A 24,184-nucleotide genomic window follows, 5' to 3' on the forward strand; every position below is an offset into this window, starting at 1 on the left:
GATCGGCGGGCTGTCGTTGTACCGCGGTGGCTCCTGGCGCCTAAGCGCTCCGCTGGAAGTGCCGTGATGCGTCGTCGGCCGTCTGCTGCGCCGTCGTGGCCGGTCGCGCCCACGCGGCGGAGCCGCACAGCGACACAGCCCCGCGCCCCTTCGGGGCGCCATCGAACCGTAGCGGACTTCTTCCGACCTGCTTAGTGGAAAGAGTGTTCCTCGGCCGGGTAGGACCCGCCGACGACGTCCTCCGCGAAGGCCCGCGCCGCGTCGCCCAGGCCCTGGCGAAGCTGGGCGTACTGCTTGACGAAGCGCGGCACCCGGCCGTCGGTCATGCCCGCCATGTCCGTCCACACCAGCACCTGGGCGTCGCAGTCCGGACCGGCGCCGATGCCGACGGTGGCGATGTGCAGCGACCGGGTCACCTCGGCGGCCAGCTCGGCCGGGACCAGCTCCAGGACGACCGCGAACGCGCCCGCGTCCTGGACCGCCTTGGCGTCCCGCAGCAGCTGCTGGGCCGCCTCCTCGCCGCGCCCCTGGACGGGGTAGCCGCCGTAGGCGTTGACGGACTGCGGGGTCAGGCCGATGTGCGCCATGACCGGGATGCCGGACTGGACCAGCAGCTCGATCTGGTGGGCGGAGCGCTCCCCGCCCTCCAGCTTCACCGCGCCCACGCCCGCCTCCTTGACCAGGCGGGTGGCGTTGCGCAGCGCCTGGACCGGGCCCTCCTGGTACGAGCCGAAGGGCAGGTCGCCGACGACGAGGGCGCGCCGGGTGCCGCGGACCACGGCGGCGGACAGCAGCGCCATCTCGTCCATGGTGACGGGCACGGTGGACTCGTAGCCCAGATGGCAGTTGCCCATCGAGTCGCCGACCAGCAGCACCGGGATGCCCGCCTGGTCGAGGACGGACGCGGTCATCGCGTCGTAGGCGGTGAGCATCGGCCACTTCTCGGCGCGCTCCTTGGCGGCCGCGATGTCACGGACGGTGATGCGGCGGGAGCCCGTGCCCCCGTAGAGCGCCTTCTCGGACTGCTTTCGCGCAGGACTGACGTGCGTCATCGCTACGGCTCCTGTTCATCATCTCGAGGCGCCCTGACGGCGTCCCCGGACCAACCCCATGCTGGCACGGCTCCTGCCGGGGCGAAAGTGGGCCCGGATCGCAAAGATTTTCCAATACGAGACGGTCTCGTATCGTAAGTCGCCTAGCCTGGGCGGCATGGCAACCCCACCCAGCACCCAGGGCGCACCGGCCGGATCCGGCGCCCCCGAGGCGATCCACCGCAGGCGCTGGGCGATCCTCGTCGTCCTGATGTTCAGCGTGCTGGTCGTCGTCCTCGACAACTCGATACTCAACGTGGCGATGAAGACCATCGCCTCGCCGAAGCCCACCGGACTCGGCGCCACCCAGAGCCAGCTCGAGTGGGCGATCAACTCCTACACGCTGGTCTTCGCCGGGCTGCTGTTCACCGCGGGGATCCTCGGCGACCGGATCGGCCGTAAGAAGGTCCTGCTCGGCGGGATGGCGGTGTTCGGCATCGGCTCGGTGCTCGCCGCCTTCTCCGGATCGCCCGGTGAACTCATCGGCTTCCGGGCGCTCATGGGTCTCGGCGCCGCCTTCGTGATGCCCGCGACCCTCGCCATCCTGGTCAATGTCTTCGAACGCGAGGAGCAGGCCAAGGCGATCGGCATCTGGGTCGCCGCGGTGGGGCTGGCCATCGCCATCGGACCGATCACCGGTGGACTGCTGCTCGAGCACTTCTGGTGGGGCTCGGTCTTCTTCGTCAATGTGCCGATCGTGATCGCCGGACTGATCGCGATGGTGGTGCTCGTCCCCGACTCCAGGGACCCGGCGCCCGGCCGGATGGACCCGCTGGGCGTGCTGCTGTCCGTGGTCGGGCTCGTCCTGCTGGTCTACGGCATCATCAAGGGCGGCCAGCTCGCCGACTTCACCGATGCCCAGGTGCTGGGCTCGATCGCCGCCGGGCTCGCCGTCCTGGCGCTGTTCGTGGTGCACGAGAAGCGCAGCGACCACCCGGCCATCGACGTCGGCTACTTCCGCAACCCCGCCTTCTCCGCCGCCATCGCCGCCGTCGCCCTGGTCTTCTTCGCCCTCATGGGCGTGACCTTCTTCATGGTCTTCTACACCCAGAGCGTGCGCGGCTACAGCGCCCTCGAATCCGGGCTGCTGATCCTGCCGCTGGCCGTGGCGCAGCTGATCTTCGCCCCGCGGGCCCGGCTGGTCGTCGAGCGGTTCGGCGCCCGCGCGGTGTGCACCTGCGGGATGCTGCTGGTGGCCGCCGCCATGTCGGGGTTCCTGCTGCTCGGCGTGGACACCCCGATCGTCGTGCTCGAGGTGCTGTTCTTCGCCCAGGGCGCCGGAATGGCGCATATCATGCCGCCGGTGACCACCGGGATCATGCAGGCGCTGCCGCGCCAGAAGGCCGGTTCCGGCTCGGCGCTCAACAACACCTTCCGGCAGGTCGGCGGCGCGCTCGGGGTCGCGGTGCTGGGCTCGGTGCTCTCCACCGCCTACCGCGACCGGATCGGGGACACCCTGGCCGCCGTGCCCGGACTGCCCGACTCCGTACAGCGCTCGGCGGGCGAGTCCGTCGAGGCGACCATGGGGGTCGCCGAGAAGCTCGGGCCCAAGGGGCAGGCGCTGGTGGGCCCGGCCCAGGACGCCTTCGTCCACGCCATGCACATCACCGCCCTCGGCTCGGCGGGCGTCGCCGTCCTCGGCGCGCTGGTCGTGCTGGCCTTCCTGCCCGGCAAGGAAGGCTCCGGCCCGGCCCCCGACGACGGGCGGCCGCAGTCGCGGGAGGAGGCGTCGGCCGACCGATGACCGTACCGGAGAGCTCCGCGCCCAGGCTCCGTGGCCGCCCCCGCAGCCCCGCCACCGATGCCGCGATCATCGAGGCCGCGCTGCGGCTGTTGGAGGAGGGCGCCTCGGTCGGCGGTCTGTCGATCGAGGGGATCGCCCGCGAGGCGGGGGTCGGCAAGGCCACCGTCTACCGCCGCTGGCCCGGTAAGGACGCGCTGATGCTCGATGTGCTGCGCTCCCTGGAGGAGCCCAGCCCCGAGCCGGCCGGGGTCTCGGTGCGCGACGACCTCGTCACCATCCTGGAGTTCATGCGCCGCCGCGGGCTCGCCAAGCGCAACTCCGCCCTGCTGCGCAGCGTCATCACCCAGATGCACGCGCACAAGGAGCTGTGGCGGGCGTACGACGAGAACGTCATAGCGGCCCGCCGCGCGAGCCTGCGCGCCGTGCTGCGGCGGGGCCGGGAGAGCGGTGAGATCCGCGCCGATGTGGATCTGGAGCTGCTCGCCGACCTCTTCACCGGCCCGATGCTCGCCCGCGCCATGCTCCACGAGTGGAAGGAGCTGCCCGAGGGGCTGGCCGAGCGGATCGTCGACACGGTCCTCGAAGGGGTCTCCCCACGCCACTGAACTCCGTTGAGCTCCGCTGAGCGGTTTGTGCCTGTTGTGTCACAACACCCCTTCCCGGGCCGGGACGTGGAACTCGGGGCCGTCCTCCCGTCGTCCTCGGACGGGGAGCACCCCACCCGGGGGCGTCGGGAAAAGCCCTGGTCATCACCTAGGGTCGTAGTCCAAGGCGCGGCAGTTGAGGCAGTGAGGGACAGCGAATGACGCAGGCGTACACGCAGGAGACGGGACAGCTCGGGGACGCGCCCCAGCAATCGGGCTCCCGGATCGGCCGCCTGTTCGACCGGCTGCGGAACGACCGCGGCATCTGGCGGCGCGGACTGGTGCTGGCGGCGATCGCGATCCTGCTCGCCCTGGTCATGGTCCTCCACGCCGACATCCCCAACCGGGTGGGCAACCTCGGCTCGCTGCTGGAGACCTTCCTGCCGTGGCTGGGCCTGTTCCTTCCGGTGCTGCTGGTGCTCGGCCTGGTGCGGCGGTCGGCGAGCGCCGTGCTGGCGCTGGTGCTGCCCGTCGCCGTCTGGCTGAACCTCTTCGGCGGCCTGATGTTCTCCGACAAGTCCGGCAGCGGCGGTGAGCTGACCGTCGTCACCCACAACGTCAACGCGGAGAACGCCGATCCGACCGGCACCGCGAAGGATGTGGCCGCCTCGGGCGCCGATGTGGTGGCCCTGGAGGAGCTGACGGACTCGGCCGTGCCGACGTACGAGCGGGCCATGGCGGGCACCTACCACTACCACACCGTGCAGGGCACGGTGGGGCTGTGGAGCAAGTACCCGCTGTCCGGCACCAAGCCGGTGAACATCAAGCTGGGCTGGACGCGGGCGCTGCGCACCGCCGTCGCCACCCCGCGCGGTGAGGTCGGCGTCTATGTGGCCCATCTGCCCTCGGTACGCGTGAAGTTCAACGCGGGCTTCACCGCCGGGCAGCGCGACGACAGCGCCGAGGCGCTGGGCCAGGCCATCGCGCGGGAGCCGCTGAAGAAGGTGATCCTGCTGGGCGATCTGAACGGCACCATGAACGACCGCGCGCTCGCCCCCGTCACCGCGCAGATGCGGTCCGCCCAGGGCGCTGCGGGCGACGGCTTCGGCTTCAGCTGGCCCGCCTCGTTCCCGATGGCGCGGATCGACCAGATCATGGTGCGGGGGCTGGATCCGGTCTCGGCGTGGGCGCTGCCCAGGACCGGCAGCGACCACCTTCCGCTGGCGGCGTCGGTCGACTACTGAGCCGGTTACCGGGCCCATGCCGTCCGGGGTCGTCGGGTGACACAGCTCACGGGGCACCCGGCGAGATCTTACGTGCCGTTCATCTTGGGGATCACCTCGGGAACATTCTGCGTGAGAGACTTTGTTCAGCTAGAGAACATATGCATCCCTGCACGTTTCTCCTTCGTTTGAAAGGTCTCTCATGCCCCTGGCCCTGCTCGCCCTTGCTGTGAGCGCCTTCGGCATTGGTACTACCGAATTCGTGATGATGGGCCTGCTGCCCAATGTCGCGAATGATCTGGACACCTCGGTGCCCACGGCCGGATACCTCGTCTCCGCCTACGCCATCGGAGTCGTGGTGGGCGCTCCGCTGCTGACCGCCCTCGGTTCCCGTATCCCGCGCAAGCGGATGCTCGTGTTGCTCATGGCGCTCTTCACGGTGGGCAACCTGGCCTCCGCCCTCGCCCCCAACTTCGGGCTGCTGATCGCGGGCCGGGTGCTCGCCGGGCTGCCCCACGGCGCGTTCTTCGGCGTCGGCGCGGTGGTCGCCGCGCGGCTGGTGACCGAGGACCGGCGGGCCCGGGCGGTCGCCACCATGTTCCTCGGGCTGACCATCGCCAACATCGTCGGCGTCCCCGTGGCCACCCTGCTCGGCCAGAACCTCGGCTGGCGCGCGACCTTCCTGGTCGTCGCCGCGATCGGCGTGGTCGCCATGGCCGCGCTCGCCAGGCTCGTTCCCCAGATCTCCCATGAGCAGCACGGCGGGCTGCGCCAGGAGCTCGGCGCGCTGCGCGACCGCCAGGTGCTGCTGGGGCTGCTCACCGCCGTCTTCGGCTTCGCCGGCGTCTTCGCCGTCTACAGCTACCTCGCCTCGATGATGACCGAGGTCACCGGGTTCGGTGAGTCGACGGTCACCCTGGTGCTGGCGCTGTTCGGCATCGGCATGACACTGGGCGCCCTGGTCGCCGGTCCGCTCACCGACCGGGCGCTGCGGCCCACGCTCTACGGCTCGCTGGCGGCGCTGGCCGCCGTGCTCGTGGCCTTCGACTTCACGGTGCATGTGAAGTGGGCGGCGCTGCTGTCGGTCGTGGTGCTGGGCGCGGTCGGCTTCATGACCACCACCCCGCTCCAGATGCTGGTGATGAACAAGGCCCAGCACGCCCCTACGCTGGCCTCCGCCTCCAACCACTCCGCCTTCAACCTGGCCAACGCCGGTGGCGCGTGGCTCGGCGGCGTCGCCATCGCGGCGGGCTGGGGCTGGACCTCCCCGACGCTGGTCGGCGCGGTGCTCGCGGTGATCGGTCTCGGGATCGCGCTGATCGCGGGGCTGACGGACCGGGCTCCGGGGGGTGACTCGCGGGTCGTGGCGAGCAGTGAGGTGCTGCCGCGCATGTCCGAGGTGGGCTGAGCTCAGCGCTCCGTCGGAGCGGGACGCCTGCGGCGGGCTGTCCCCCTCCCCGCCCCTTCCCGAAACCGGGGCTCCGCCCCAGCCCCCGAAGCCGGGCTCCGTCCGAGGCCCCGAGTCGGGGCTTCGTCCCGGGTCCCGTGCCGGGGCTCTGCCCCGGGTCCCGTGCCGGGGCTCTGCCCCGGGTCCCGTGCCGGGGCTTCGTCCGAGGCTCCGAAGCCGGGGCTCCGCCCCAGACCCCGAGCCGGGCTTCGTCCCTGGCCCTGAGCTGGGGCTCTGCCCCGGGCCCCGTGCCGGGGCTTCGTCCCGGGCCTCGAGCCGGGGCTTCGTCCGAGATCCCGTGCCGGGGCTTCGTCCCGGGTCCCGTGCCGGGGCTCTGCGCGAGGTCCCGTGCCGGGGCTTCACCCAGGTCCCGTGCCGGGGCTCCGCCTCGGGCCCCGGGTCGGGTTTCGTCCCTGGCCCTGAGCTGGGGCTCTGCCCCGGGCCCCGTGCCGGGGCTTCGTCCCGGGCCTCGAGCCGGGGCTTCGTCCGAGATCCCGTGCCGGGGCTTCGTCCCGGGTCCCGTGCCGGGGCTCTGCGCGAGGTCCCGTGCCGGGGCTTCACCCAGGTCCCGTGCCGGGGCTCCGCCTCGGGCCCCGGGTCGGGTTTCGTCCCTGGCCCTGAGCTGGGGATCTGCCCCGGGCCCCGTGCCGGGGCTTCGTCCCGGGCCTCGAGCCGGGGCTTCGTCCGAGATCCCGTGCCGGGGCTTCGTCCCGGGTCCCGTGCCGGGGCTCTGCGCGAGGTCCCGTGCCGGGGCTTCACCCAGGTCCCGTGCCGGGGCTCCGCCTCGGGCCCCGGGTCGGGTTTCGTCCCTGGCCCTGAGCTGGGGATCTGCCCCGGGCCCCGTGCCGGGGCTTCGTCCCGGGCCTCGAGCCGGGGCTTCGTCCGAGATCCCGTGCCGGGGCTTCGTCCCGGGTCCCGTGCCGGGGCTCTGCGCGAGGTCCCGTGCCGGGGCTTCACCCAGGTCCCGTGCCGGGGCTCCGCCTCGGGCCCCGGGTCGGGCTTCGTCCCTGGCCCTGAGCTGGGGCTCCGCCCCAGGTCCCGAGCCGGGCTTCGTCCGAGGCTCCGAAGCCGGGGCTCTGTCCCGGGCCCCGTGCCGGGGCTTCGTCCGAGGTCCCGAGCCAGGGCTCTGACCCAGGCTCCGAGCGGGGCTTCGTCCCGGGTCCGAGCCGGGGCTCCGTCCCAGGCCCCGGGCCGGAGCTCTGCCCCAGGTCCCGAGCCGGGGCTTCGCTCCTTCCCGCGGCATCGATGTGCGGATCCGCACCGAGCCCCGGGGTCCGGGGGCGGAACCCGGGGGCCGGGGTCTGGGGCGGAGCCCCGGTTCTGGGGTCTGGGGCGGAGCCCCCAGTTTCGGGAAGGGGCGGGGAGGGGAAAGACCCGGCGCCCACGCGGCCCCGGTGGGCTTGACTTTGACATCGATGTGAGGCTTTAGCGTCCCCGTCATCAGCCAAGACGTGACGTAAGGACGCACCTGATGACCAGCACCTCACCCCTCGCCCGCATCGTCCGCGGCACCGGCCCCGGGCTGCTGCTCGCCCACGGCGGGACCGGCTCCATCGAGGGGAACTACGGTCCGATCCTGGACGGTCTCGCCGAGCGCCACCGCGTGGTCGGCCCCGACTACCCCGGCTCCGGCCGCACCCCGCGCGCGAGCGGGCCGCTGGACCTCGACACCCTGGCCGACCAGCTGGTGGGCACGGCCGTCGAGGAGGGTCTGGACACCTTCGCCATCGCCGGATACTCCCTCGGCGGGCCCGTCGCCCTGCGCGCCGCCACCCGCCACCCCGAGCGGGTCACCGCTCTGGTCCTGACCGCGACCTTCGCCCACCCCAGCGCCCGGATGCGGCTCCTGGTGGACGACTGGCTGCGCCAGCTCCGCTCGGGCGACGAGGAGGCGACCGCCCGCTGGACCGCGCTCATCGGCGCGGGCGCGCCCTATCTGGACCGGATGACGCCCGAGGAGCTCGCCACGGTGATCGAGGGCGCCCGCGCCTCGGTGCCGCCCGGCGCGATCGATCAGGTCGAACTGGTCGGCCGGATCGACGTCCGCGAGGACCTGGGCCGGATCCGGGTGCCCACCCTGGTGATCTCCACGACGCTGGACGCGATGGCCACGCCGTACCACCACCGCCAGGTGGCGGACGCGATCCCCGGGGCGCGCCTCGCCGAGCTGGAGTCCGGCCATCTGCCGTTCGCGGAGGCGCCCGATGCGTGGCTGGGCCTGATCAGGACGTTCCTGGACGCCCAGGTTGGGTCGGACGCCCAGGTGCGGTCAGGCGCCCAGGTGCGGTCAGGCGCCCAGGTGCGGTCAGGCGCCCAGGCACAGTCAGGCGCCCAGGCACAGTCATAGGGCGTGCCGCCCTGCGCCGCGCGCCGCCCCAGAGCCTCAGGCGTGCTCCCGCCAGCGATTGGTGATGGGCAGCCGGCGGTCCTTGCCGAAACCCTTCGCGGAGATCTTCGTGCCCGGCGGGTACTGCCGGCGCTTGTACTCGGCGGTGTCCACCAGCCGCAGGATCCGGGTCACCAGCGCGTCGTCGTATCCCGCCGCCACGATCTCGGTACGCCCCTGGTCGCGGTCGACATACAGCTCCAGGATCCGGTCGAGGACGTCGTAGTCGGGGAGCGAGTCGGTGTCGACCTGGCCGGGGCGCAGCTCGGCGCTCGGCGGCTTGGTGATCGAGTTCTCGGGGATGGGCGGGGTCTGGCCTCGCTCTTCCGCCGCACGGTTACGCCATTTCGACAGCCGGAAGACGGAGGTCTTGTAGACGTCCTTGATCGGGCCGTACGCGCCGACCGAGTCCCCGTAGAGCGTGGAGTAGCCGCAGGCCAGCTCGGACTTGTTGCCCGGGGCGAGGACGATGTGGCCCTCCTGGTTGGAGATCGCCATCAGCATCGTGCCGCGCAGCCGCGACTGGAGGTTCTCCTCGGCCAGCCCGGTGAGCCCCAGGGAGCCCATATAGGCGTCGAACATCGGGGCGATCGGGACCGTGCGGAAGTTCAGCCCGGTACGCCGCGCCAGCTCGGCCGCGTCGTCGATCGAGTGCTCGGAGGAGTAGCGCGAGGGCATCGCGACGCCGTACACGTTCTGCGCGCCGACCGCGTCACACGCGATGGCGGCGACGAGCGAGGAGTCGATCCCGCCGGAGAGCCCGATCAGCACACTGCGGAAACCGTTCTTCGCCACATAGGCCCGCAGCCCCACGACCAGCGCCGTGTAGATCTCCTCGTCGTCCCCGAGCCGCTCGGCCTCGCCGCCCGCGAGCTCCGGCTCATAGCGGGGCAGCGGGTCGGCGGAGAGGGTGACGTGGTCGATGCGGAGCCCGTCGTCCACCACCCCCTCGGGAACCGAGCCCGGGTCGGCGGCGGGCAGATCGAGGTCGAGCAGCACACAGCCCTCGGCGAACTGCGGCGCCCGCGCGATGACTTCGCCGTCCCGGTCGACCACGATCGAGTCGCCGTCGAAGACCAGCTCGTCCTGGCCGCCGATCATGGCCAGGTACGCGGTGGTGCAGCCCGCCTCCTGGGCCCGCTTGCGCACCAGGTCCAGCCGGGTGTCGTCCTTCTCCCGCTCGTACGGCGAGGCGTTGATCGACAGCAGCAGCCCGGCCCCCGCCGAGCAGCTGGCCGGCACCCGGCCGCCGTCCTGCCACAGGTCCTCGCAGATGGCGAGCGCCACGTCGATGCCGTGGACGCGGACCATGGGCAGGGTGTCGCCGGGCACGAAGTAGCGGAACTCGTCGAAGACGCCGTAGTTCGGCAGATGGTGCTTGGCGAAGGTCAGGACGACCGCGCCCCGGTGCAGCACGGCGCCCGCGTTCTGCGGCGACCCGGCCGGCTGGCCGTAGCGCCGGGCGCGCTCGCTGCGGTCGAGGTAGCCGACGACCACCGGCACCTCGCCCAGCCCCTCGGCGTTCAGCCGCTCGGCGAGCGAGCGCAGCGCGGTGCGCGACGCCTCGACGAAGGACGAGCGCAGCGCCAGGTCCTCGACGGGATAGCCGGTCAGCACCATCTCGGGGAACGCCACCAGATGGGCGCCCTGTTCGGCGGAGTGCCGGGTCCAGTGGAGTATCGATTCGGTGTTGCCGTCGAGGTCGCCGACGGTCGAGTCGATCTGGTTCAGAGCGAGGCGAAGTTGAGGCACGGGCCCAGTGTAATCGTCTGTCTGACGCGATAGCCGGGGGTGTCTCCCTTCTCACGCCGGTCACGTCTGGCTTCTCTCACGCCGGTCACGTCTGGCTTCACTTCTGGTAGCCGAGGATGGTCATCATCCCGGACTCCGAGTGGTAGACGTTGTGGCAGTGGACCATCCACAGCCCCGGGTTGTCGGCGTCGAGGTCCACGTTCACCTTGTGGTGCGGCAGCAGGACCGTGGTGTCCTTACGGGGGCCGCCGTCCGGCAGCGCGAAGGTGTGGCCGTGCAGATGGACCGGATGCCACATGTCGGTGCCGTTGATGAACGTGATCCGCACCCGCTCACCCTCCCGTACCGGATAGCGCTGCGAGGGGTCGTACGGCCGGCCGTTGATCGCCCAGTTCCAGCGCCGCATCGAGCCGGTGAGCCGCATCCGGATGATGCGGTCGGGCTCCTTGGGCGTCAGCCGGACGTCCTCAGCCGCCTTCAGCCGGTCCGCGGTGAGCAGCTCGCCGTCCAGCTCCTTGGGGCGCGGGAACTTCACCGGGCTCTTGCCGCGGGTGCGCAGCACCGCCATCGCGGACCGCCCCTTGCCCTCGGCGATCACGGCGAGCGGGAAGACCCCGTCCTTGACGGTGACCAGCACGTCGTAGCGCTCGCCCATGCCCAGCAGCAGCGCGTCCGTCTTGGCCGGTACGACGGGGTAGCCGTCGGTGTGGGTGACGGTCATCCGGTGGCCGCCGAGGGCGACGCGGAAGGCGGTGTCGCCGCCCGCGTTGATGATGCGGATGCGCACCCGGTCGCCGCGCTTGGCGCGGAAGACCTGCGGGGACTCGGGGCTGCGGCCGTTGACCAGGTAGTAGGGGTAGGTGACATCACCGGCGTGGCCGCCCAGCAGCCGGCTCTCCATGGGCGCGGCCTTGGGTGCGGCCTTCTTCGGCGCCGTGGACCGGGTCCGGTCGCGTTTGGCGCCGGCCGCGGCGGTGCTCTTGGCTGTCGCTTTGGGCTTGGCTGTCGCCGTGGCTTTGGCCGTGGGCGTAGGCGTGGGCGTGGGCGTGGCTTTGGCCGTGGCCGTGGCCGTGGCCGTGGCTTTGGTTTTGGCTGTGGCCGTGGCGCCGCGCTTGCCGTCGTCGTCCGTCGAGCCGCCGTCCGTCGAGCCGTCATCCATCGAGCCGTCGTCCATCGCATGGCCGGCCGCGCCGCCCTTGCCCGCGTTGAGCCGCTCGAACTCCTTGTCCGGGGTGCGGCCGCCCACCCCGTCGAGCCAGTCGTCCAGGACGACGACCCACTCCTTGTCGTACGCCAGCGGCTCCTTCGGATCCTCCACGATCAGCGGTGCGTACAGCCCCCGGTCCAGCTGGACGCCCGAGTGCGGATGGATCCAGTACGTGCCCGGGTAGAACGCGGTGAAGCGGTAGTCGAAGGCGGCGCCCGTCTTGATCGCCCGCTGGGTCACCCCGGGGACGCCGTCCATGTCGTTGCGCAGCCGGATGCCGTGCCAGTGCAGCGTGGTGGGCTGCGGCAGGTTGTTGGCGAGCGTGAGCGCGATCGTGTCGCCCGCCGTCACCCGGATCTCCCGGCCCGGCACCTGGTCCTCGTACGCCCAGGACGTCACCTTGCGGGCGCCGATGTCCAGGGTGGTCGCGGTGGCGGTGAGCCGGAAGGTGCGCACCGGGCCGGGGCCCCGCCGCCGCTCGGCCGCGGCGACCTCCGGGCCATGGGGGGAGACGTACTGCGCCGGGGTGTCGTCCGCGGGCGCGCCGGGCCGGGCGGGTGCGCCCATCGTGTTCCCGTCCACGCCGTCGGGGCCTCCGGCACGGGGGCGGGGGCCGGAGGAGCCGCAGGCGGTGAGCAGACCGCTGCCCGCGGCGGCGATGCCCGTGCCGAGCACGGCACGGCGAGTCTTTTCGTGCATGAGTCAGTACCCCAATGCTGATGTGTGCCGGATGCGTGAGGGTCCGCGCGTCCACCGCCCCGCCGGGAGGGCGGGCGGCCGACGCGCCGCTCTATGCGCCGCATCAGCGATCGGCTCTGGGGTGAGGGGCTTCGCCGCATCGCCGCCTCCATCTGACCGTTCTGACCTTCAGATCATCATCCGACCGTTTGATCATCTTGATATTCGGCACCCTACCCCCAAGGGGTATGGAGCCCCGGCAGGCGCCACGGAGGGGGCAGAACGGTCGGGTCCGGGACCGGCCGGGTGAAAGTACGATGCACCCATCGTGGTGAGGTGAAGAGAGGCCGGGGCGACCGGACGAAACCTCTGTGAAATCCCGCCGCGTGATACTGGGGAGGCGGAAGGTGCCCCGCGCCCGCGCAAAGAGCCGTTTGACCTGCAAGGATTGGGGACCATGGATAAGCAGCAGGAGTTCGTGCTCCGTACGCTCGAAGAGCGCGACATCCGGTTTGTGCGGCTCTGGTTCACCGATGTGCTCGGCTTCCTGAAGTCCGTGGCCGTCGCGCCGGCCGAGCTCGAGGGCGCCTTCGACGAGGGCATCGGATTCGATGGTTCCGCTATCGAGGGCTTCGCCCGGGTCTACGAATCCGACATGATCGCCAAGCCGGACCCCGGTACGTTCCAGATCCTGCCCTGGCGCGCCGAGGCCCCCGGGACCGCACGGATGTTCTGCGACATCCTGATGCCGGACGGCTCACCGTCCTTCGCCGACCCCCGCTTCGTCCTCAAGCGCATCCTCGCCAAGACCTCCGACCTCGGGTTCACCTTCTACACCCACCCCGAGATCGAGTTCTTCCTGCTCAACCAGAAGCCGGTGGACGGCAGCCGCCCGGTGCCCGCCGACTCCTCGGGCTACTTCGACCACACCCCGCAGAACATCGGCATGGACTTCCGCCGCCAGGCGATCACCATGCTCGAATCGATGGGCATCTCGGTCGAGTTCTCCCACCACGAGGGCGCCCCCGGCCAGCAGGAGATCGATCTGCGCTACGCCGACGCGCTCTCCACCGCCGACAACATCATGACGTTCCGCCTGGTCATGAAGCAGGTCGCGCTGGAGCAGGGGGTCCAGGCCACCTTCATGCCCAAGCCGTTCTCGGAGTTCCCCGGCTCGGGCATGCACACCCACCTCTCCCTCTTCGAGGGCGACCGCAACGCCTTCTACGAGTCCGGCGCCGAGTTCCAGCTCTCCAAGGTGGGCCGCTCCTTCATCGCGGGCCTGCTGCGCCACGCCGGGGAGATCTCCGCCGTCACCAATCAGTGGGTCAACTCCTACAAGCGCATCTGGGGCGGCTCCAAGCGCACCGCCGGCGCGGGCGGCGAGGCCCCCTCCTACATCTGCTGGGGCCACAACAACCGCTCCGCCCTCGTCCGCGTCCCCCTCTACAAGCCCGGCAAGACCGGCTCCACCCGCGTCGAGGTCCGCTCCCTGGACTCCGGCGCCAACCCCTACCTGGCCTACGCGGCCCTCCTCGCCGCCGGCCTCAAGGGCATCGAGGGCGGCTACGAACTCCCGGCCGGCGCCGACGACGACGTCTGGGCCCTCTCCGACGCCGAACGCCGCTCCCTCGGCATCGAGCCCCTCCCGCAGAACCTGGGCGAGGCGATCGACCTGATGGAGCGCAGCGAACTGGTCGCCGAGACGCTCGGGGAGCATGTCTTCGACTTCTTCCTGCGCAACAAGAAGCAGGAGTGGGAGGAGTACCGCTCCGAGGTGACGCCGTTCGAACTGCGCAAGAACCTCCCGGTGCTGTAGCCGCAGGTCAGAGCGGTAGTCCCGCCGCAGCGGCCATCCGGGCCGACGGTTGTGTACCGTCGGCCCGGAGCCGTCTCACCGGACCTGGGCCGTCCGTGGGCCGTCAGACGCTGAACGAGTGGCTGTGACCAGCACCGGGTCCGGCTGCGCGCCGACGATCTGGACTGGTCGTACGGCAGCGGGGCCGAGCTGACCGGGGCCGCTCAGGACCTGCTTCTGGTCGCCTATGGCCGGCGGCTGCCGCCGGGGCATCTTCGTGGCGAGCCGCGGGGCCGTTTCGTCGGCGCCTGACGCCGCCCGGACCTGCCGCTTCGCCCGCGGGGTCGCTTAGGCTCGTCAGCGGCGCCTTTGATCACGGGTGTGCGCGTGGTCGAGCGGCGCGGAGTCGACCAGGGACGGGAGGCGGCGGGATGGCCGTACCGCAGGGACGCAGGAGCAGCAATATCACCCGGCTGCTGCGGCACGGTTTCACCGACGCCTCGGCCGCGCAGCGGCTGCTGGACGCGCCCGAGCTGGCCGCGGTGCGGAGCGATTCGGTGCTGCTGGAGGCGCTCGGCGCGACCGCCGACCCCGATCTGGCGCTGCTCGGGCTCGTACGGCTCGTCGAGGCGCTGCCCGAGGAGGACGCGGAGGAGAAGGAGGACGGCGGGCAGCGGGCCGGTTCGCGGCAGGCGCTGCTGGACACCCTCGTCACCGCCAAACCGCTGCGCGACCGGCTGCTCGGGGTGCTCGGCGCCTCCGAGGCGCTGGGCGACCACCTCGCCCGCCACCCGGGCGACTGGCACGCCCTGGTGACCTACGAGTCGGCCGATCTGCACCCCACCACCCCCGAGTTCGAGCGGGCCCTGGCCGAGGGGGTCTGGGGCGCGCCCGGGGCGGGGATGCCCCGGCCCGACGCGCTGCGCGTCGCCTACCGCCGGGCGCTGCTGGCCATCGCCGCCCGCGATGTGTGCGGCACCACCGACATCACCCAGACGGCCGCCGAGCTCGCCGACCTGGCGACCGCCACCGTGCGGGCCGCGCTGGAGATCGCGGCCGAGGAGCAGCCGCGGGACGCCGCCGCCTGCCGGCTGGCCGTGATCGGCATGGGCAAATGCGGCGGCCGCGAGCTCAATTACGTCTCCGACGTGGACGTGATCTTCGTGGCGGAGGCCGTCGAGGGCGTCGAGGAGGACGAGGCGGTACGGGCCGCCACCCGGCTCGCCTCCCGGCTGATGCGCGTCTGCTCCGACGTCACCGTCGAGGGCACCATCTGGCCCGTCGACGCCAACCTCCGCCCCGAGGGGCGCAACGGCCCGCTGGTGCGCACCCTCTCCAGCCATCTGGCGTACTACCAGCGCTGGGCCAAGACCTGGGAGTTCCAGGCGCTGCTGAAGGCACGTCCGATGGCGGGCGACGCCGCGCTCGGCCAGGCGTACGTGGACGCCCTCGCGCCCATGGTCTGGCAGGCCGTCGAGCGCGAGAACTTCATCCCCGACGTGCAGCAGATGCGCCGCCGCGTGGTCGAGAACATCCCGGTGTCCGAGGTCGACCGCGAGCTCAAGCTGGGCCCCGGCGGCCTGCGCGATGTCGAGTTCGCCGTCCAGCTGCTCCAGTTGGTGCACGGGCGGTCCGACGAGTCGCTGCGCAGCGGTACGACGCTGGACGCCCTCGCGGCCCTGGCCGCCGGCGGCTATGTGGGCCGCACCGACGCCGCCGCGCTGGACGACGCGTACCGCTTTCTGCGCACCATGGAGCACCGGCTCCAGCTCTACCGGCTGCGCCGCACCCATCTGATGCCCGAGGCCGAGGCCGACCAGCGCCGCCTCGGCCGGTCGCTGGGGTTCCGCACCGAGCCGGTGACCGAGCTGGGCACCGCCTGGCGGCGGCACGCCCGCGAAGTGCGGCGGCTGCACGAGAAGCTCTTCTACCGGCCGCTGCTGGACGCCGTCGCCCAGCTCCAGCCCGGTGAGATCCGGCTCAGCTCCCAGGCGGCCGGCCAGCGGCTCACCGCCCTGGGGTACGCGGACCCGGCCGGTGCGCTGCGCCACCTGGAGGCCCTGGCGTCCGGGGTGACCCGCAAGGCGGCGATCCAGCGCACCTTGCTGCCCGTGCTGCTGGGCTGGTTCGCCGACTCCGCCGACCCGGACGCCGGGCTGCTGGGCTTCCGCAAGGTCTCGGACGCGCTGGGCAAGACGCCCTGGTACCTGCGGCTGCTGCGCGACGAGGGCGCCGCCGCCGAGAACCTGGCCCGGGTGCTCTCCGCCGGGCGGCTCGCCCCCGATCTGCTGCTGCGCGCCCCCGAGGCGGTCGCCCTGCTCGGCGACCCGGAGGGGCTGCGCCCGCGCGGCCGGGCCCATCTGGAGCAGGAGGTGCTGGCCGCGGTCGGCCGCGCGGACGGCGCCGAGCAGGCGGTCGCGGCGGCGCGCGGGGTGCGGCGGCGCGAGATGTTCCGTACGGCGGCCGCGGACATCATCGAGAGCGCCCGGCTGGCCAACGGCGAGGTGCGCCCGACCGTGAGCTGGCCGCCGTCGGGCGATCAGACGCCGGGCCGGGCCACCGGGCCGGCCGCCCCCGTACCGGCCAAGGCGCCCGAGGTCCCCAGCGCCCTGCGGGCCTCCGAGCCCCATGTGCCGGCCCGGCCCGCCGCGCCCGCCGCCGAACCGCCCGTGGACGACGCGATGCTGATCGACATGGTCGGCGACGCCCTCTCCGATCTGAACGCCGCGACCCTCGCCGGGGCCCTGCGCGCCGCCGTCCGCGACACCTGGGGCGATGAACTGCCCACCCGCTTCGCCGTCATCGGCCTCGGCCGCTTCGGCGGCCATGAGCTCAGCTACGGCTCGGACGCCGATGTGCTCTTCGTCCACGAGCCGCGCGAGGGCGCCGACGACCAGGAGGCCGCCCGCGCCGCCTTCGCCGTGGCCAACGAGATGCGACGGCTGCTCCAGCTCCCCACCGTGGACCCGCCCCTGCTCATCGACGCCGATCTGCGCCCCGAGGGCAAGTCCGGGCCGCTGGTGCGCAGCCTCGCCTCGTACGCCGCCTACTACCGCCGCTGGTCGCTGGTCTGGGAAAGCCAGGCGCTGCTGCGAGCCGAGCCGGTGGCGGGCGACCCCGGGCTCGGCGAGCGGTTCATCGAGCTGATCGATCCGCTGCGGTATCCGGCCGAGGGGCTGGGCGAGGACGCGATCCGCGAGATCCGGCGGCTCAAGGCCCGGATGGAGTCCGAGCGGCTGCCGCGCGGGGCCGACCCCACCACCCACGCCAAGCTGGGCCGCGGCGGTCTCAGCGACGTCGAGTGGACCGTCCAGCTGCTCCAGATGCGCCACGGCTGGGCCGAGCCCGGGCTGCGTACCACCCGCACCCGTGAGGCCCTGGCCGCCGCCCACGCCGCCGAGCTGATCTCCACCGAGGACGCCCAGACCCTCGACGAGGCGTGGATCCTCGCCAGCCGCGTCCGCAACGCCGTCATGCTCGTCCGCGGCCGCCCCGGCGACACCTTCCCGTCGGACGTCCGCGAACTGGCCGCCGTGGGCCGCTACTTGGGCTACGGCCCCGGCCACGTCGGGGAGATGCTGGAGGACTACCGCCGCACCACCCGCCGGGCGCGGGCGGTGGTGGAGCGGCTCTTCTACGACTACGAGAGCTGAACGCCCGCGCCGCGCCGGCGCGACCCCCGCGGCCTTGTCGCCAGGTCAGCCGGCCGCAGGCAGCGTGACGCGCAGCGGGCCGCAGCCGATCCGGCCGGCCTCCGCGGCCACATAGCGGGGGAGGATCGTACGGATGTCGTCGGGGTGCTCGCCGTTCTCCGCCCGGACCAGGAAGGTGACCTGGCCGGTCTGGCACTCGGCCTGGAACAGCCCCATGTCGTCGCGGACGAAGCCGCGTCCGTCCTGCTCACCGGCGCTTACCCGGTCCTTGGCACCGTCCCGGGACAGCCCGTCGTAGAGCATCGCGAGCCGGGGGTCCTCGATCGTCATCAGCCGCAGCTGGGGGTGGCCGAAGAGCACATCGCGGTCGCAGGTGCGCACCGGGCCGTCGCCCCGGGTCACCACGGCGCCGCCCCTGCCCTCGTGCCTGAACGCGGCCGGGAGCCGCAGCCCCTTGACGCCGCACATCGCGTCCTTCTCCTCGAGCAGGGGCCCCGGCGGCTCCGGCATCCCGCCGACCGGGTCGGCGATCTCGCCCGTGCACCCCTGGTCGGCCATGTAGTGGTTGACCAGTTTGACCACGGCGCGGGCGAGTGCGTCGCGGGCCTCGATGTCCACCTCGTCGTCGTAGACGGTCCAGCCGGTCTCCATGTCGATCACGGTGGGGCCGCTGTTGACGTCCAGCCCGCTCGGCCGGCCGATACAGCCGTCGGGCACCGCGAGCCAGGCCCGGGTGTCCGAGGCCATGCCCAGCAGCCCATCGCCCAGCGGGGTGAGGCGCGCGGACAGGAACTCATCGGCCCATCGGTCGCCCGCGCCGCCGAACCCGGTGTTCAGCTGGTGCGTCTCGACCGTGATCCGCCGCCCGCGCGGCGACGTCAGACGGCACTCGCCCGACGGGCCCTCACTGCCGGTCCGATCGGTGGTGATGGGCACCTCGGAGGTCTTGATGTCCCGCTTGCCGTCGAACAGCGCCGCGACGTCGTCCCGGCCGAACGCTCCCCAGCAGGCCCGGTCGTCCGCGAACGGACCCGCCTCGGCCCGCCAGGCCACCCCCGCGCCGCCGAGCAACGCTCCTACGACGGCTCCGACCACGGCCATGATCACGCCCAGCCGCGGGCGGGAGCGGGCCACGCGCTGCCAGTGCCACCAGGGGCGGCGCCGTTCGTGCAGCGGCACGCGGGTGCCGCCGTTCTCGTCGGCTTCGTCGCTCTCGCTGCTCCCGCTGATCTCGTTGTTCTCGTTGTTCTCGGAGTCGTTCATCGGCTGGAACCCCCAGGTGCGACGGGCGCGCAACCGACGCGTCGCGCCACGGCGTTGGCGAAGGCGGCGAAGTACGGAGTCGTCTCGTGCAGGGAGGGGGCGAGCATCAGCACGGTGAGCGGGCGCTGTCCGGCGCAGTCGGCCCGTACGACCTTGTAGTCGTCGGCGAAGACCCCCGTACCGCGCCAGCCGCGCGCCGGTGCCTTGCTGCCCGTGGCCCCGTCGAACAGCGCGGAGAGCCGTGGCTGGGCCACCATCAGGGCGTCGAAGTACCGGCCCTCACCGGCTTGCGTCCGTACCGAACAGGACTGGAGATCCCCGGTGACCGCGCCGACCTGGTACTCCAGGTCGCGGGCCTCCTCCTTGTCGAACTCCAGGCCCCTGATCCGGCAGGCCCGGGTGAAGAAGTCCTCATTCTCCTCGGGCAGTGTGGGCATGGGCGAGACGGCCTCGAGTGGCTTCGCCGGGGCGCAACCCGCCTTCTCCATCGCGTGGTTGGCCGCCGCGACGAGCAACCGGGCCACGGACTGGGAGCCGCCGAGCCCCGCGTCGCCCGGCATGGTGGAGTCGCTGTAGACCGACCGGGCCGTCGAGTCGAGCGTCACCGCGGTCGGCCGCCCGTGCTCGGTGTCGCATCCCTTGGGCAGCACCAGCAGCGCGTGCCGGCCGTCGGTGGCGCCCGGCAGCCCGTCGGGCAGCGGCATCGCCCGGTCGCCGAGGTAGCCGCCGATCCACTCCATGCGCTTCGCGGCGCCCTCGGGCGCGGGGCCGTAGGTGACCGTGATGTCGGTCTCCTCCACGACCTTGCCGCCGTCGCTGCCGACGCGCTCGGAGTGGAGCGCCACGGTGCACCGCCCGCGCTGCCGCCCCGGCGTCGGCACGGTCTCCTTGGACGTACGGCTGGCGTTGTCCTCGTCCAGCGCGTCGCCGCTCAGGAAGCCCGGCCCGCTGTCCTCTTTCCACGCACCCCAGCAGTAGGTGTCTTTCCCGTCGAACGGCCAGGTGTCCGTGGCCCACGTCCCGACCCCGGCCGCCACCAGCACCGCGACGGCGCCACCGACCAGAACGGCACGGCGGCGCGCGCCGCCCATCAACTGTTTCATTTATGACCTTCCCCCGTGTGGCCGACGATCCTACTCAGCGGTTCGGCGCACGAAGTGAAGGGGGCATGGCAATTCCGTAGGCGTCAGCGGCCGTCAGCGGCCGTCAGCCGCCGTCAGCGGCTGCTCGCGGCGGGCGGGTGGTCGAACCGCACGCTGATGGTGACGCGCCCCTTGCCGTCCACCCGAGCCACCGCGTGCCCGGTCCGCTCGGCACCGTCCAGATCCAGCGATATCGGCCAGCCCTCACCGGTGAAGTTCCGCCACCACAGCTTGCGTTCGGGCAGGGCGACGGCGATCGTGACGCCGTCGGCGGCGCGCCGATAGCCGACCGGCGTACTGAAGGTGCGCCCCGATCGCCGCCCCGTATAGGTCACCACCGTGAGCCGCCCGCTCACCCACCGCCCCCACCGGGGAGAGGCGCGCAGCCCGACCATCCAGGCATTGAACCGGCCGGTGACTCGCTTCGGAAGCGGCCTTTTGTACCGCACACCATCCTCCAGGCGCCGAGGGACAGGGAGTTGTGGCGTCACGGTAACTCCGCGGGTGGCACCCACTGGTCCCGCGACCCCGAAGTGAGAGAGAAGGACCCCGAGCTCTCTCGTGTACGTGGCGCTTGAGCGTATTGACCGTTCATGAACTGGCCCCGCTGACCTGGAACCACACCGCCTTCCCGGGGCCCGGTCCGTGGTGGCAGACACCCCAGTCGGTGGCCGAGCTGCCGATGATGAGCAGCCCTCGGCCGCTTTCGGCGTCGGCCGTGTCCCGGGCAAGGGGCTGGGCGGGGAGGCCGGGGGCGTCGTCGCTCACGAGAACGCGCAGCGTGCCGTACGGTCCCCACTCGGCGTAGAGGGTGACGGGTGCCGAGCAGCCGCTGGTCCGGCAGGCGTTGACGGCATTGGTGACGGCCTCGGAGGTCAGCAGCAGAGCGGTATCCGTTAAGTCGGTGCGCTTCGCGGTGTGCAGGGCGGTGCGGACGGCTTCCCGGGCGGTACGGACCCAACCGGGGTCGGGCGGGAAGACGAGGGAGAAGTCGGCGCGGGGGAACTGGGCGCTCATGGTGATGTTGCCTCCTTCGGCCAACGGCCGTTCGGCGGACGCCGGTTGGGCGATTCGTCTTCGACGATAGGGATTTGGGTTTCCATACTGCAACCTATGTGGCTTGATTCCCTCCAACGAGTGGCCTCGCCTCCGCCAAGCGGGCAGACTGCTCACGATCACGAGGAGGTCGTCATGGGGTTACGGGCCAACCCGACGCAGCGGCAACGGCGTCTGGGGTCGGAACTGCGAAGGCTTCGCAATGAGCGCGGCTTGTCCGCAGCGGAAGCCGGAGCTTTCGCCGGGCTCGGCTCGCCTCACCTCGGGCACATCGAGGCGGGTCGAACGGCCATTCCCGAGGTGAAGCTCCGTGCGCTACTCGCTGGATACGGTTGCCAAGATGAATCGTTTGCCGACGCGCTCGTCGCCATGAGCGAGTCCAAGGGGAAGGGTTGGTGGTCGGACTACCGCAAATCCCCGCTCCCTCAGAGCGCTCATGATCTCGCGGAGCTCGAGGCGACTTCGGTGGCTCACCGCTCGTTCCAGTGGATGTACGTGCCCGGGCTGCTCCAGACCCCCGAGTACGCGCGAGCCCTCACGACCGGAGGTGAGCCGGAGGCGGACCGCAGCGTGCTGGACACGTACGTCGAGTTCCGGCTGAAGCGTCAGGAGGTCTTGGCCGGGGAGTCCCCGCCGACCTTTCACGCGGTCATCCACGAGGCGGCGTTCCACATGCAGTTCGTGGAGAACGGCGTCATGCGCCGCCAGATCGAGCACCTTGTGGAGGTGGCTCGGCTGCCGCATGTCCATATCCAGCTCCTGCCGTTCAAGGCGGCGCTCTCCCCGGCGACGCCGGCGGCGGCGTTCATCCTCTTCGAGGCCGAGGTGCCCGAGCTGAACACGGTCTACGTGGAGCACCCCGTGTCCTCGGCGTTCCTCGGAGAACAGGCACATCTCGCTCAGTACGGCTCCGCTTTCGAACGTCTCACGATGGCAGCACTGCCACCGATTGACCCGGGTCCCGAACGGGAGTCCTATATGCGGAGTGACTCACTTAGGCTCGTGCAGCATCTGCTGTACACGCTCTGAGGAGAACCTCATGTCCGGGCTCGAATGGCGAAAGTCCAGTTTCAGCAGCGGAGTCGGAGGCCAGGACTGCGTCGAGGTCGCCACGACACCGAACGGCCTTATACGCCTACGCGAGAGCGATGACCCGGCGGTGGTCATCGCCACCCACCCGACCCGGTGGGGCGCGTTCGTGCGGGGGGTAAAGCGGGGGGACTTCGACCAGCTACCGAAAAGCATGTGACCGTCCGGGGCGCCCGTTCGGTTCGGTGCTGGGGCCGGTTGCGCGGTGCGGGTTTCGTCTCGCGCCTTCGGCGCCATTGAGCATGGGGGGCGGGGGATGGGGGCGCGGGCCTCGCCGCCGGGTGACGGGCCGGTGGTGGTGGGCCCCGGCGGCGGCTCCTGTGCTCCTGGGCTGGGTCCCGGCCGGACTGACGGCCCCTCCGGGTACCCCTCTCGAAAACGCTTGATCTGAAGCAACTAATTCATCAAAGGTTTTCCAGGGGGGTACCCCACCCCCGGCGGTCCGGCATCGGCATAAGTCCCCTGAGTACGGGAGCCGCCACCGGCCTCGCCACCCACGGCCCTGCGGTCGGCGGCGAGGCCCGCGCCCCCCACCCCCGGGCCCCATGCTCAAAGGCGCCGAAGGCGCGAGACGAGACCGTCAGTCGCCCGACGGCTCTCAGACCGCACAGCCCTGGGCGAAAAGCCCACGCTCTGGTGTTCGCCATGTCTCCGATTCTCCCGGAATTGAGGACAGAAGCTGTCCGCAGTGGCTCCTACTGTCGTTCTTGGCCGAGGAACACGGGACCAACCGAAGGCGGAGATCATGACCGAGACCCTGAGCCCGAGCGAGTCGGCGACTCTCACCGGCGAGCGTGCCGACCTGCTGCGGACGCTGAACAAGCACCGGCACTTCCTGCGCTTCACCACCCGCGATCTCACCGACGAACAGGCCGGGCTGCGCACCACCGTCAGCGCGCTGTGCCTGGGCGGCCTGGTCAAGCACGTCGCCGCGGTGGAGCGGGTCTGGGTGGACTTCATCCTGGAGGGCCCGTCGGCCATGCCCGACTTCAGCGCCATGGCCGAGGGCGACTTCGCCGAGCGGGCTGACGAGTTCCGGCTGCTGCCCGGCGAGACGCTGGCCGGTGTACTGGCCGAGTACGCGGCGGTGGCCCACCGGACCGACGAGCTGATCGCCGCCCTGCCCGACCTGGACGCGACCCAGCCGCTGCCGGAGGCGCCGTGGTTCGAGTCCGGCGTGCGCTGGTCGGCCCGTCAGGTGCTGCTGCACATCATCGCCGAGACCGCGCAGCACGCCGGGCACGCCGACATCATTCGCGAGTCCCTGGACGGCGCCAAGACCATGGGGTGAACGGGAAGGTGAGGCGAGAGCCTCAGCCGTCCGACGGTTCCCAGACCGCGCAGTCGTGGGCGAAGAGGACGCGGCGGGGGTCGAAGTCGGTGAGGCGGTCCAGCCAGGGGCGGTACGGGGGAAGGGGCTGCGTCACGCCGTCGAGGGCGGCTCTGCGGGCCAGGTGGTCCGAGGCGAACTCGGAGGCGAAGTCATGGGCCTGTCCGGCGAGGATCACCGTGCCGTCGGGCTGGCGGACGACCAGTGACTGATGGCCGTCGGTGTGGCCGGGGGTCGGGATGATGTGGACGCCCGGCCAGATCTCGGCCTCCCCGGCGAGTTCCTCGTACGTGGCGCCGGGGAAGTCCAGCAGCTCGTCGAACGTGTAGCCGCCTCCGCGCGCGGTGGCCAGCTCCACGTCCTGGACCAGGATCGGCCTGCCGCCCAGCAGGGGGTTGCCGCCGCAGTGGTCGAAGTGGAGGTGGCAGTTCACGACGAGGGAGACGTCCGCGAGGGCGACCCCGGCCGCCGCCAGCGCGTCCGGCAGGGCGCGGCGGCGGGGGCGGTAGTGCGCCTCGGTCCCGGGGTCGGCGGCGCCGATACCGGTGTCGAAGAGGACCAGCCCACGGTCGTGCCGTACGAGATAGGCGAGTACGGGTTCGACCCGTGGTTCCGGGCCGCCGGTTTCGAGGGCGGGGCGGACGAAGTAGCCGAGGTCGAGGCGGCGCACGGAGATGTCGTTGGCCATCCCGCCATGGTCGCGTGGTGCAAGGCCCGCCCGCACCGGGCGTTTGCCGAGGG

The 24,184-nt window shown here is 71.8% G+C and carries 18 protein-coding genes and 1 pseudogene; 11 read left to right on the forward strand and 8 right to left on the reverse strand.

From position 1 onward, the window contains the following. Positions 1-191: 191 nt before the first annotated feature. A complete protein-coding gene (gene panB, locus KHP12_RS35775) occupies positions 192-1,052 on the reverse strand; it encodes a 3-methyl-2-oxobutanoate hydroxymethyltransferase (RefSeq protein ID WP_211834094.1) in 861 nt (286 codons plus the stop codon). Between the two features lie 157 nt (positions 1,053-1,209). Here panB and KHP12_RS35780 point away from each other — a divergent pair, with 157 nt between their 5' ends. The 5 genes from KHP12_RS35780 (at position 1,210) to KHP12_RS35800 (ending at position 8,436) form a co-directional block, all read left to right on the forward strand. Next, positions 1,210-2,835 carry an MFS transporter gene (locus KHP12_RS35780; RefSeq protein WP_086885637.1) on the forward strand — a complete coding sequence of 542 codons (1,626 nt, stop codon included), beginning with the start codon at positions 1,210-1,212 and terminating at the stop codon, positions 2,833-2,835. Then, on the forward strand, positions 2,832-3,440 hold the full coding sequence (locus KHP12_RS35785; RefSeq protein WP_086885638.1) for a TetR/AcrR family transcriptional regulator: 609 nt from the start codon (positions 2,832-2,834) through the stop codon (positions 3,438-3,440). Before KHP12_RS35780 ends, KHP12_RS35785 begins: the two co-directional genes overlap by 4 nt. Positions 3,441-3,637: 197 nt before the next feature. Next, positions 3,638-4,663 carry an endonuclease/exonuclease/phosphatase family protein gene (locus KHP12_RS35790; RefSeq protein WP_086885639.1) on the forward strand — a complete coding sequence of 342 codons (1,026 nt, stop codon included), beginning with the start codon at positions 3,638-3,640 and terminating at the stop codon, positions 4,661-4,663. A 181-nt stretch (positions 4,664-4,844) separates the two neighbouring features. After that, positions 4,845-6,050: an MFS transporter gene (locus KHP12_RS35795; RefSeq protein WP_086885640.1), complete on the forward strand. Its 1,206-nt coding sequence runs from the start codon at positions 4,845-4,847 to the stop codon at positions 6,048-6,050. Between the two features lie 1,510 nt (positions 6,051-7,560). After that, complete coding sequence (locus KHP12_RS35800; protein ID WP_211834095.1) at positions 7,561-8,436, forward strand: alpha/beta fold hydrolase; 876 nt, start codon at positions 7,561-7,563, stop codon at positions 8,434-8,436. A gap of 36 nt (positions 8,437-8,472) precedes the next feature. Here KHP12_RS35800 and KHP12_RS35805 read toward each other — a convergent pair whose 3' ends face one another. Beyond that, positions 8,473-10,227: an NAD+ synthase gene (locus tag KHP12_RS35805; protein ID WP_086885758.1), complete on the reverse strand. Its 1,755-nt coding sequence runs from the start codon at positions 10,225-10,227 to the stop codon at positions 8,473-8,475. 97 nt (positions 10,228-10,324) lie between these two features. Then, positions 10,325-12,133 (reverse strand): multicopper oxidase family protein, encoded by a 1,809-nt coding sequence (locus tag KHP12_RS35810; RefSeq protein ID WP_211834096.1) that lies wholly within the window; start codon positions 12,131-12,133, stop codon positions 10,325-10,327. Between the two features lie 436 nt (positions 12,134-12,569). Here KHP12_RS35810 and glnA2 point away from each other — a divergent pair, with 436 nt between their 5' ends. The 3 genes and pseudogenes from glnA2 to KHP12_RS35820 all read left to right on the forward strand — a co-directional run bounded on the left by glnA2 (position 12,570) and on the right by KHP12_RS35820 (position 17,563). Next, positions 12,570-13,931: a gamma-glutamylpolyamine synthetase GlnA2 gene (gene glnA2, locus KHP12_RS35815; protein ID WP_037959645.1), complete on the forward strand. Its 1,362-nt coding sequence runs from the start codon at positions 12,570-12,572 to the stop codon at positions 13,929-13,931. Positions 13,932-14,051: 120 nt separating this feature from the next. Continuing rightward, positions 14,052-14,222: pseudogene (locus KHP12_RS53845) on the forward strand (maleylpyruvate isomerase family mycothiol-dependent enzyme); the annotation flags it as partial. 119 nt (positions 14,223-14,341) lie between these two features. Continuing rightward, a complete protein-coding gene (locus KHP12_RS35820) occupies positions 14,342-17,563 on the forward strand; it encodes a bifunctional [glutamine synthetase] adenylyltransferase/[glutamine synthetase]-adenylyl-L-tyrosine phosphorylase (RefSeq protein WP_086885760.1) in 3,222 nt (1,073 codons plus the stop codon). Positions 17,564-17,608: 45 nt separating this feature from the next. On the opposite strand, the gene KHP12_RS35825 is transcribed toward KHP12_RS35820, so the two are convergent. The 4 genes from KHP12_RS35825 to KHP12_RS35840 all read right to left on the reverse strand — a co-directional run bounded on the left by KHP12_RS35825 (position 17,609) and on the right by KHP12_RS35840 (position 20,985). After that, positions 17,609-18,826 (reverse strand): hypothetical protein, encoded by a 1,218-nt coding sequence (locus tag KHP12_RS35825; protein ID WP_086885761.1) that lies wholly within the window; start codon positions 18,824-18,826, stop codon positions 17,609-17,611. After that, complete coding sequence (locus KHP12_RS35830; protein ID WP_086885762.1) at positions 18,823-19,929, reverse strand: hypothetical protein; 1,107 nt, start codon at positions 19,927-19,929, stop codon at positions 18,823-18,825. The genes KHP12_RS35825 and KHP12_RS35830 overlap by 4 nt, the downstream gene beginning before the upstream one ends. 113 nt (positions 19,930-20,042) lie before the next feature. After that, positions 20,043-20,363, reverse strand: a complete 321-nt coding sequence (locus tag KHP12_RS35835) for a PNPOx family protein (protein WP_167442772.1) — start codon at positions 20,361-20,363, stop codon at positions 20,043-20,045. Positions 20,364-20,559: 196 nt separating this feature from the next. Beyond that, the gene (locus KHP12_RS35840; RefSeq protein WP_086885764.1) at positions 20,560-20,985 is read right to left on the reverse strand and encodes an ATP-binding protein; all 426 of its coding nucleotides are present in this window, start codon (positions 20,983-20,985) and stop codon (positions 20,560-20,562) included. A gap of 252 nt (positions 20,986-21,237) precedes the next feature. Between KHP12_RS35840 and KHP12_RS35845 the strand changes: the two genes are divergently transcribed. The 3 genes from KHP12_RS35845 to KHP12_RS35855 all read left to right on the forward strand — a co-directional run bounded on the left by KHP12_RS35845 (position 21,238) and on the right by KHP12_RS35855 (position 23,404). Next, positions 21,238-22,053 (forward strand): DUF5753 domain-containing protein, encoded by an 816-nt coding sequence (locus KHP12_RS35845; protein ID WP_244203382.1) that lies wholly within the window; start codon positions 21,238-21,240, stop codon positions 22,051-22,053. A 10-nt stretch (positions 22,054-22,063) separates the two neighbouring features. Further along, entirely contained in the window at positions 22,064-22,273 is a 210-nt protein-coding gene (locus KHP12_RS35850; RefSeq protein ID WP_086885766.1) for a DUF397 domain-containing protein, read from the forward strand. 585 nt (positions 22,274-22,858) lie between these two features. Next, positions 22,859-23,404: a DinB family protein gene (locus tag KHP12_RS35855; RefSeq protein WP_210609192.1), complete on the forward strand. Its 546-nt coding sequence runs from the start codon at positions 22,859-22,861 to the stop codon at positions 23,402-23,404. 22 nt (positions 23,405-23,426) lie between these two features. Here the strand turns inward: KHP12_RS35855 and KHP12_RS35860 are convergent, their stop codons facing one another. Continuing rightward, positions 23,427-24,131: an MBL fold metallo-hydrolase gene (locus KHP12_RS35860; protein ID WP_210609191.1), complete on the reverse strand. Its 705-nt coding sequence runs from the start codon at positions 24,129-24,131 to the stop codon at positions 23,427-23,429. Between the last annotated feature and the right edge of the window lie 53 nt (positions 24,132-24,184).

The sequence above is a fragment of the Streptomyces asiaticus genome (assembly GCF_018138715.1).
In the GTDB taxonomy this organism is placed as follows: Bacteria; Actinomycetota; Actinomycetes; order Streptomycetales; family Streptomycetaceae; genus Streptomyces; species Streptomyces asiaticus.

Excerpts from the sequence above, each read along its gene's own strand:
- panB (WP_211834094.1), bottom strand. The coding sequence starts at position 1,052 with ATGACGCACGTCAGTCCTGCGCGAAAGCAGTCCGAGAAGGCGCTCTAC.
- KHP12_RS35780 (WP_086885637.1), top strand. The coding sequence starts at position 1,210 with ATGGCAACCCCACCCAGCACCCAGGGCGCACCGGCCGGATCCGGCGCC.
- KHP12_RS35785 (WP_086885638.1), top strand. The coding sequence starts at position 2,832 with ATGACCGTACCGGAGAGCTCCGCGCCCAGGCTCCGTGGCCGCCCCCGC.
- KHP12_RS35790 (WP_086885639.1), top strand. The coding sequence starts at position 3,638 with ATGACGCAGGCGTACACGCAGGAGACGGGACAGCTCGGGGACGCGCCC.
- KHP12_RS35795 (WP_086885640.1), top strand. The coding sequence starts at position 4,845 with ATGCCCCTGGCCCTGCTCGCCCTTGCTGTGAGCGCCTTCGGCATTGGT.
- KHP12_RS35800 (WP_211834095.1), top strand. The coding sequence starts at position 7,561 with ATGACCAGCACCTCACCCCTCGCCCGCATCGTCCGCGGCACCGGCCCC.
- KHP12_RS35810 (WP_211834096.1), bottom strand. The coding sequence starts at position 12,133 with ATGCACGAAAAGACTCGCCGTGCCGTGCTCGGCACGGGCATCGCCGCC.
- glnA2 (WP_037959645.1), top strand. The coding sequence starts at position 12,570 with ATGGATAAGCAGCAGGAGTTCGTGCTCCGTACGCTCGAAGAGCGCGAC.
- KHP12_RS35820 (WP_086885760.1), top strand. The coding sequence starts at position 14,342 with ATGGCCGTACCGCAGGGACGCAGGAGCAGCAATATCACCCGGCTGCTG.
- KHP12_RS35825 (WP_086885761.1), bottom strand. The coding sequence starts at position 18,826 with ATGAACGACTCCGAGAACAACGAGAACAACGAGATCAGCGGGAGCAGC.
- KHP12_RS35830 (WP_086885762.1), bottom strand. The coding sequence starts at position 19,929 with ATGAAACAGTTGATGGGCGGCGCGCGCCGCCGTGCCGTTCTGGTCGGT.
- KHP12_RS35835 (WP_167442772.1), bottom strand. The coding sequence starts at position 20,363 with ATGGTCGGGCTGCGCGCCTCTCCCCGGTGGGGGCGGTGGGTGAGCGGG.
- KHP12_RS35840 (WP_086885764.1), bottom strand. The coding sequence starts at position 20,985 with ATGAGCGCCCAGTTCCCCCGCGCCGACTTCTCCCTCGTCTTCCCGCCC.
- KHP12_RS35850 (WP_086885766.1), top strand. The coding sequence starts at position 22,064 with ATGTCCGGGCTCGAATGGCGAAAGTCCAGTTTCAGCAGCGGAGTCGGA.
- KHP12_RS35855 (WP_210609192.1), top strand. The coding sequence starts at position 22,859 with ATGACCGAGACCCTGAGCCCGAGCGAGTCGGCGACTCTCACCGGCGAG.
- KHP12_RS35860 (WP_210609191.1), bottom strand. The coding sequence starts at position 24,131 with ATGGCCAACGACATCTCCGTGCGCCGCCTCGACCTCGGCTACTTCGTC.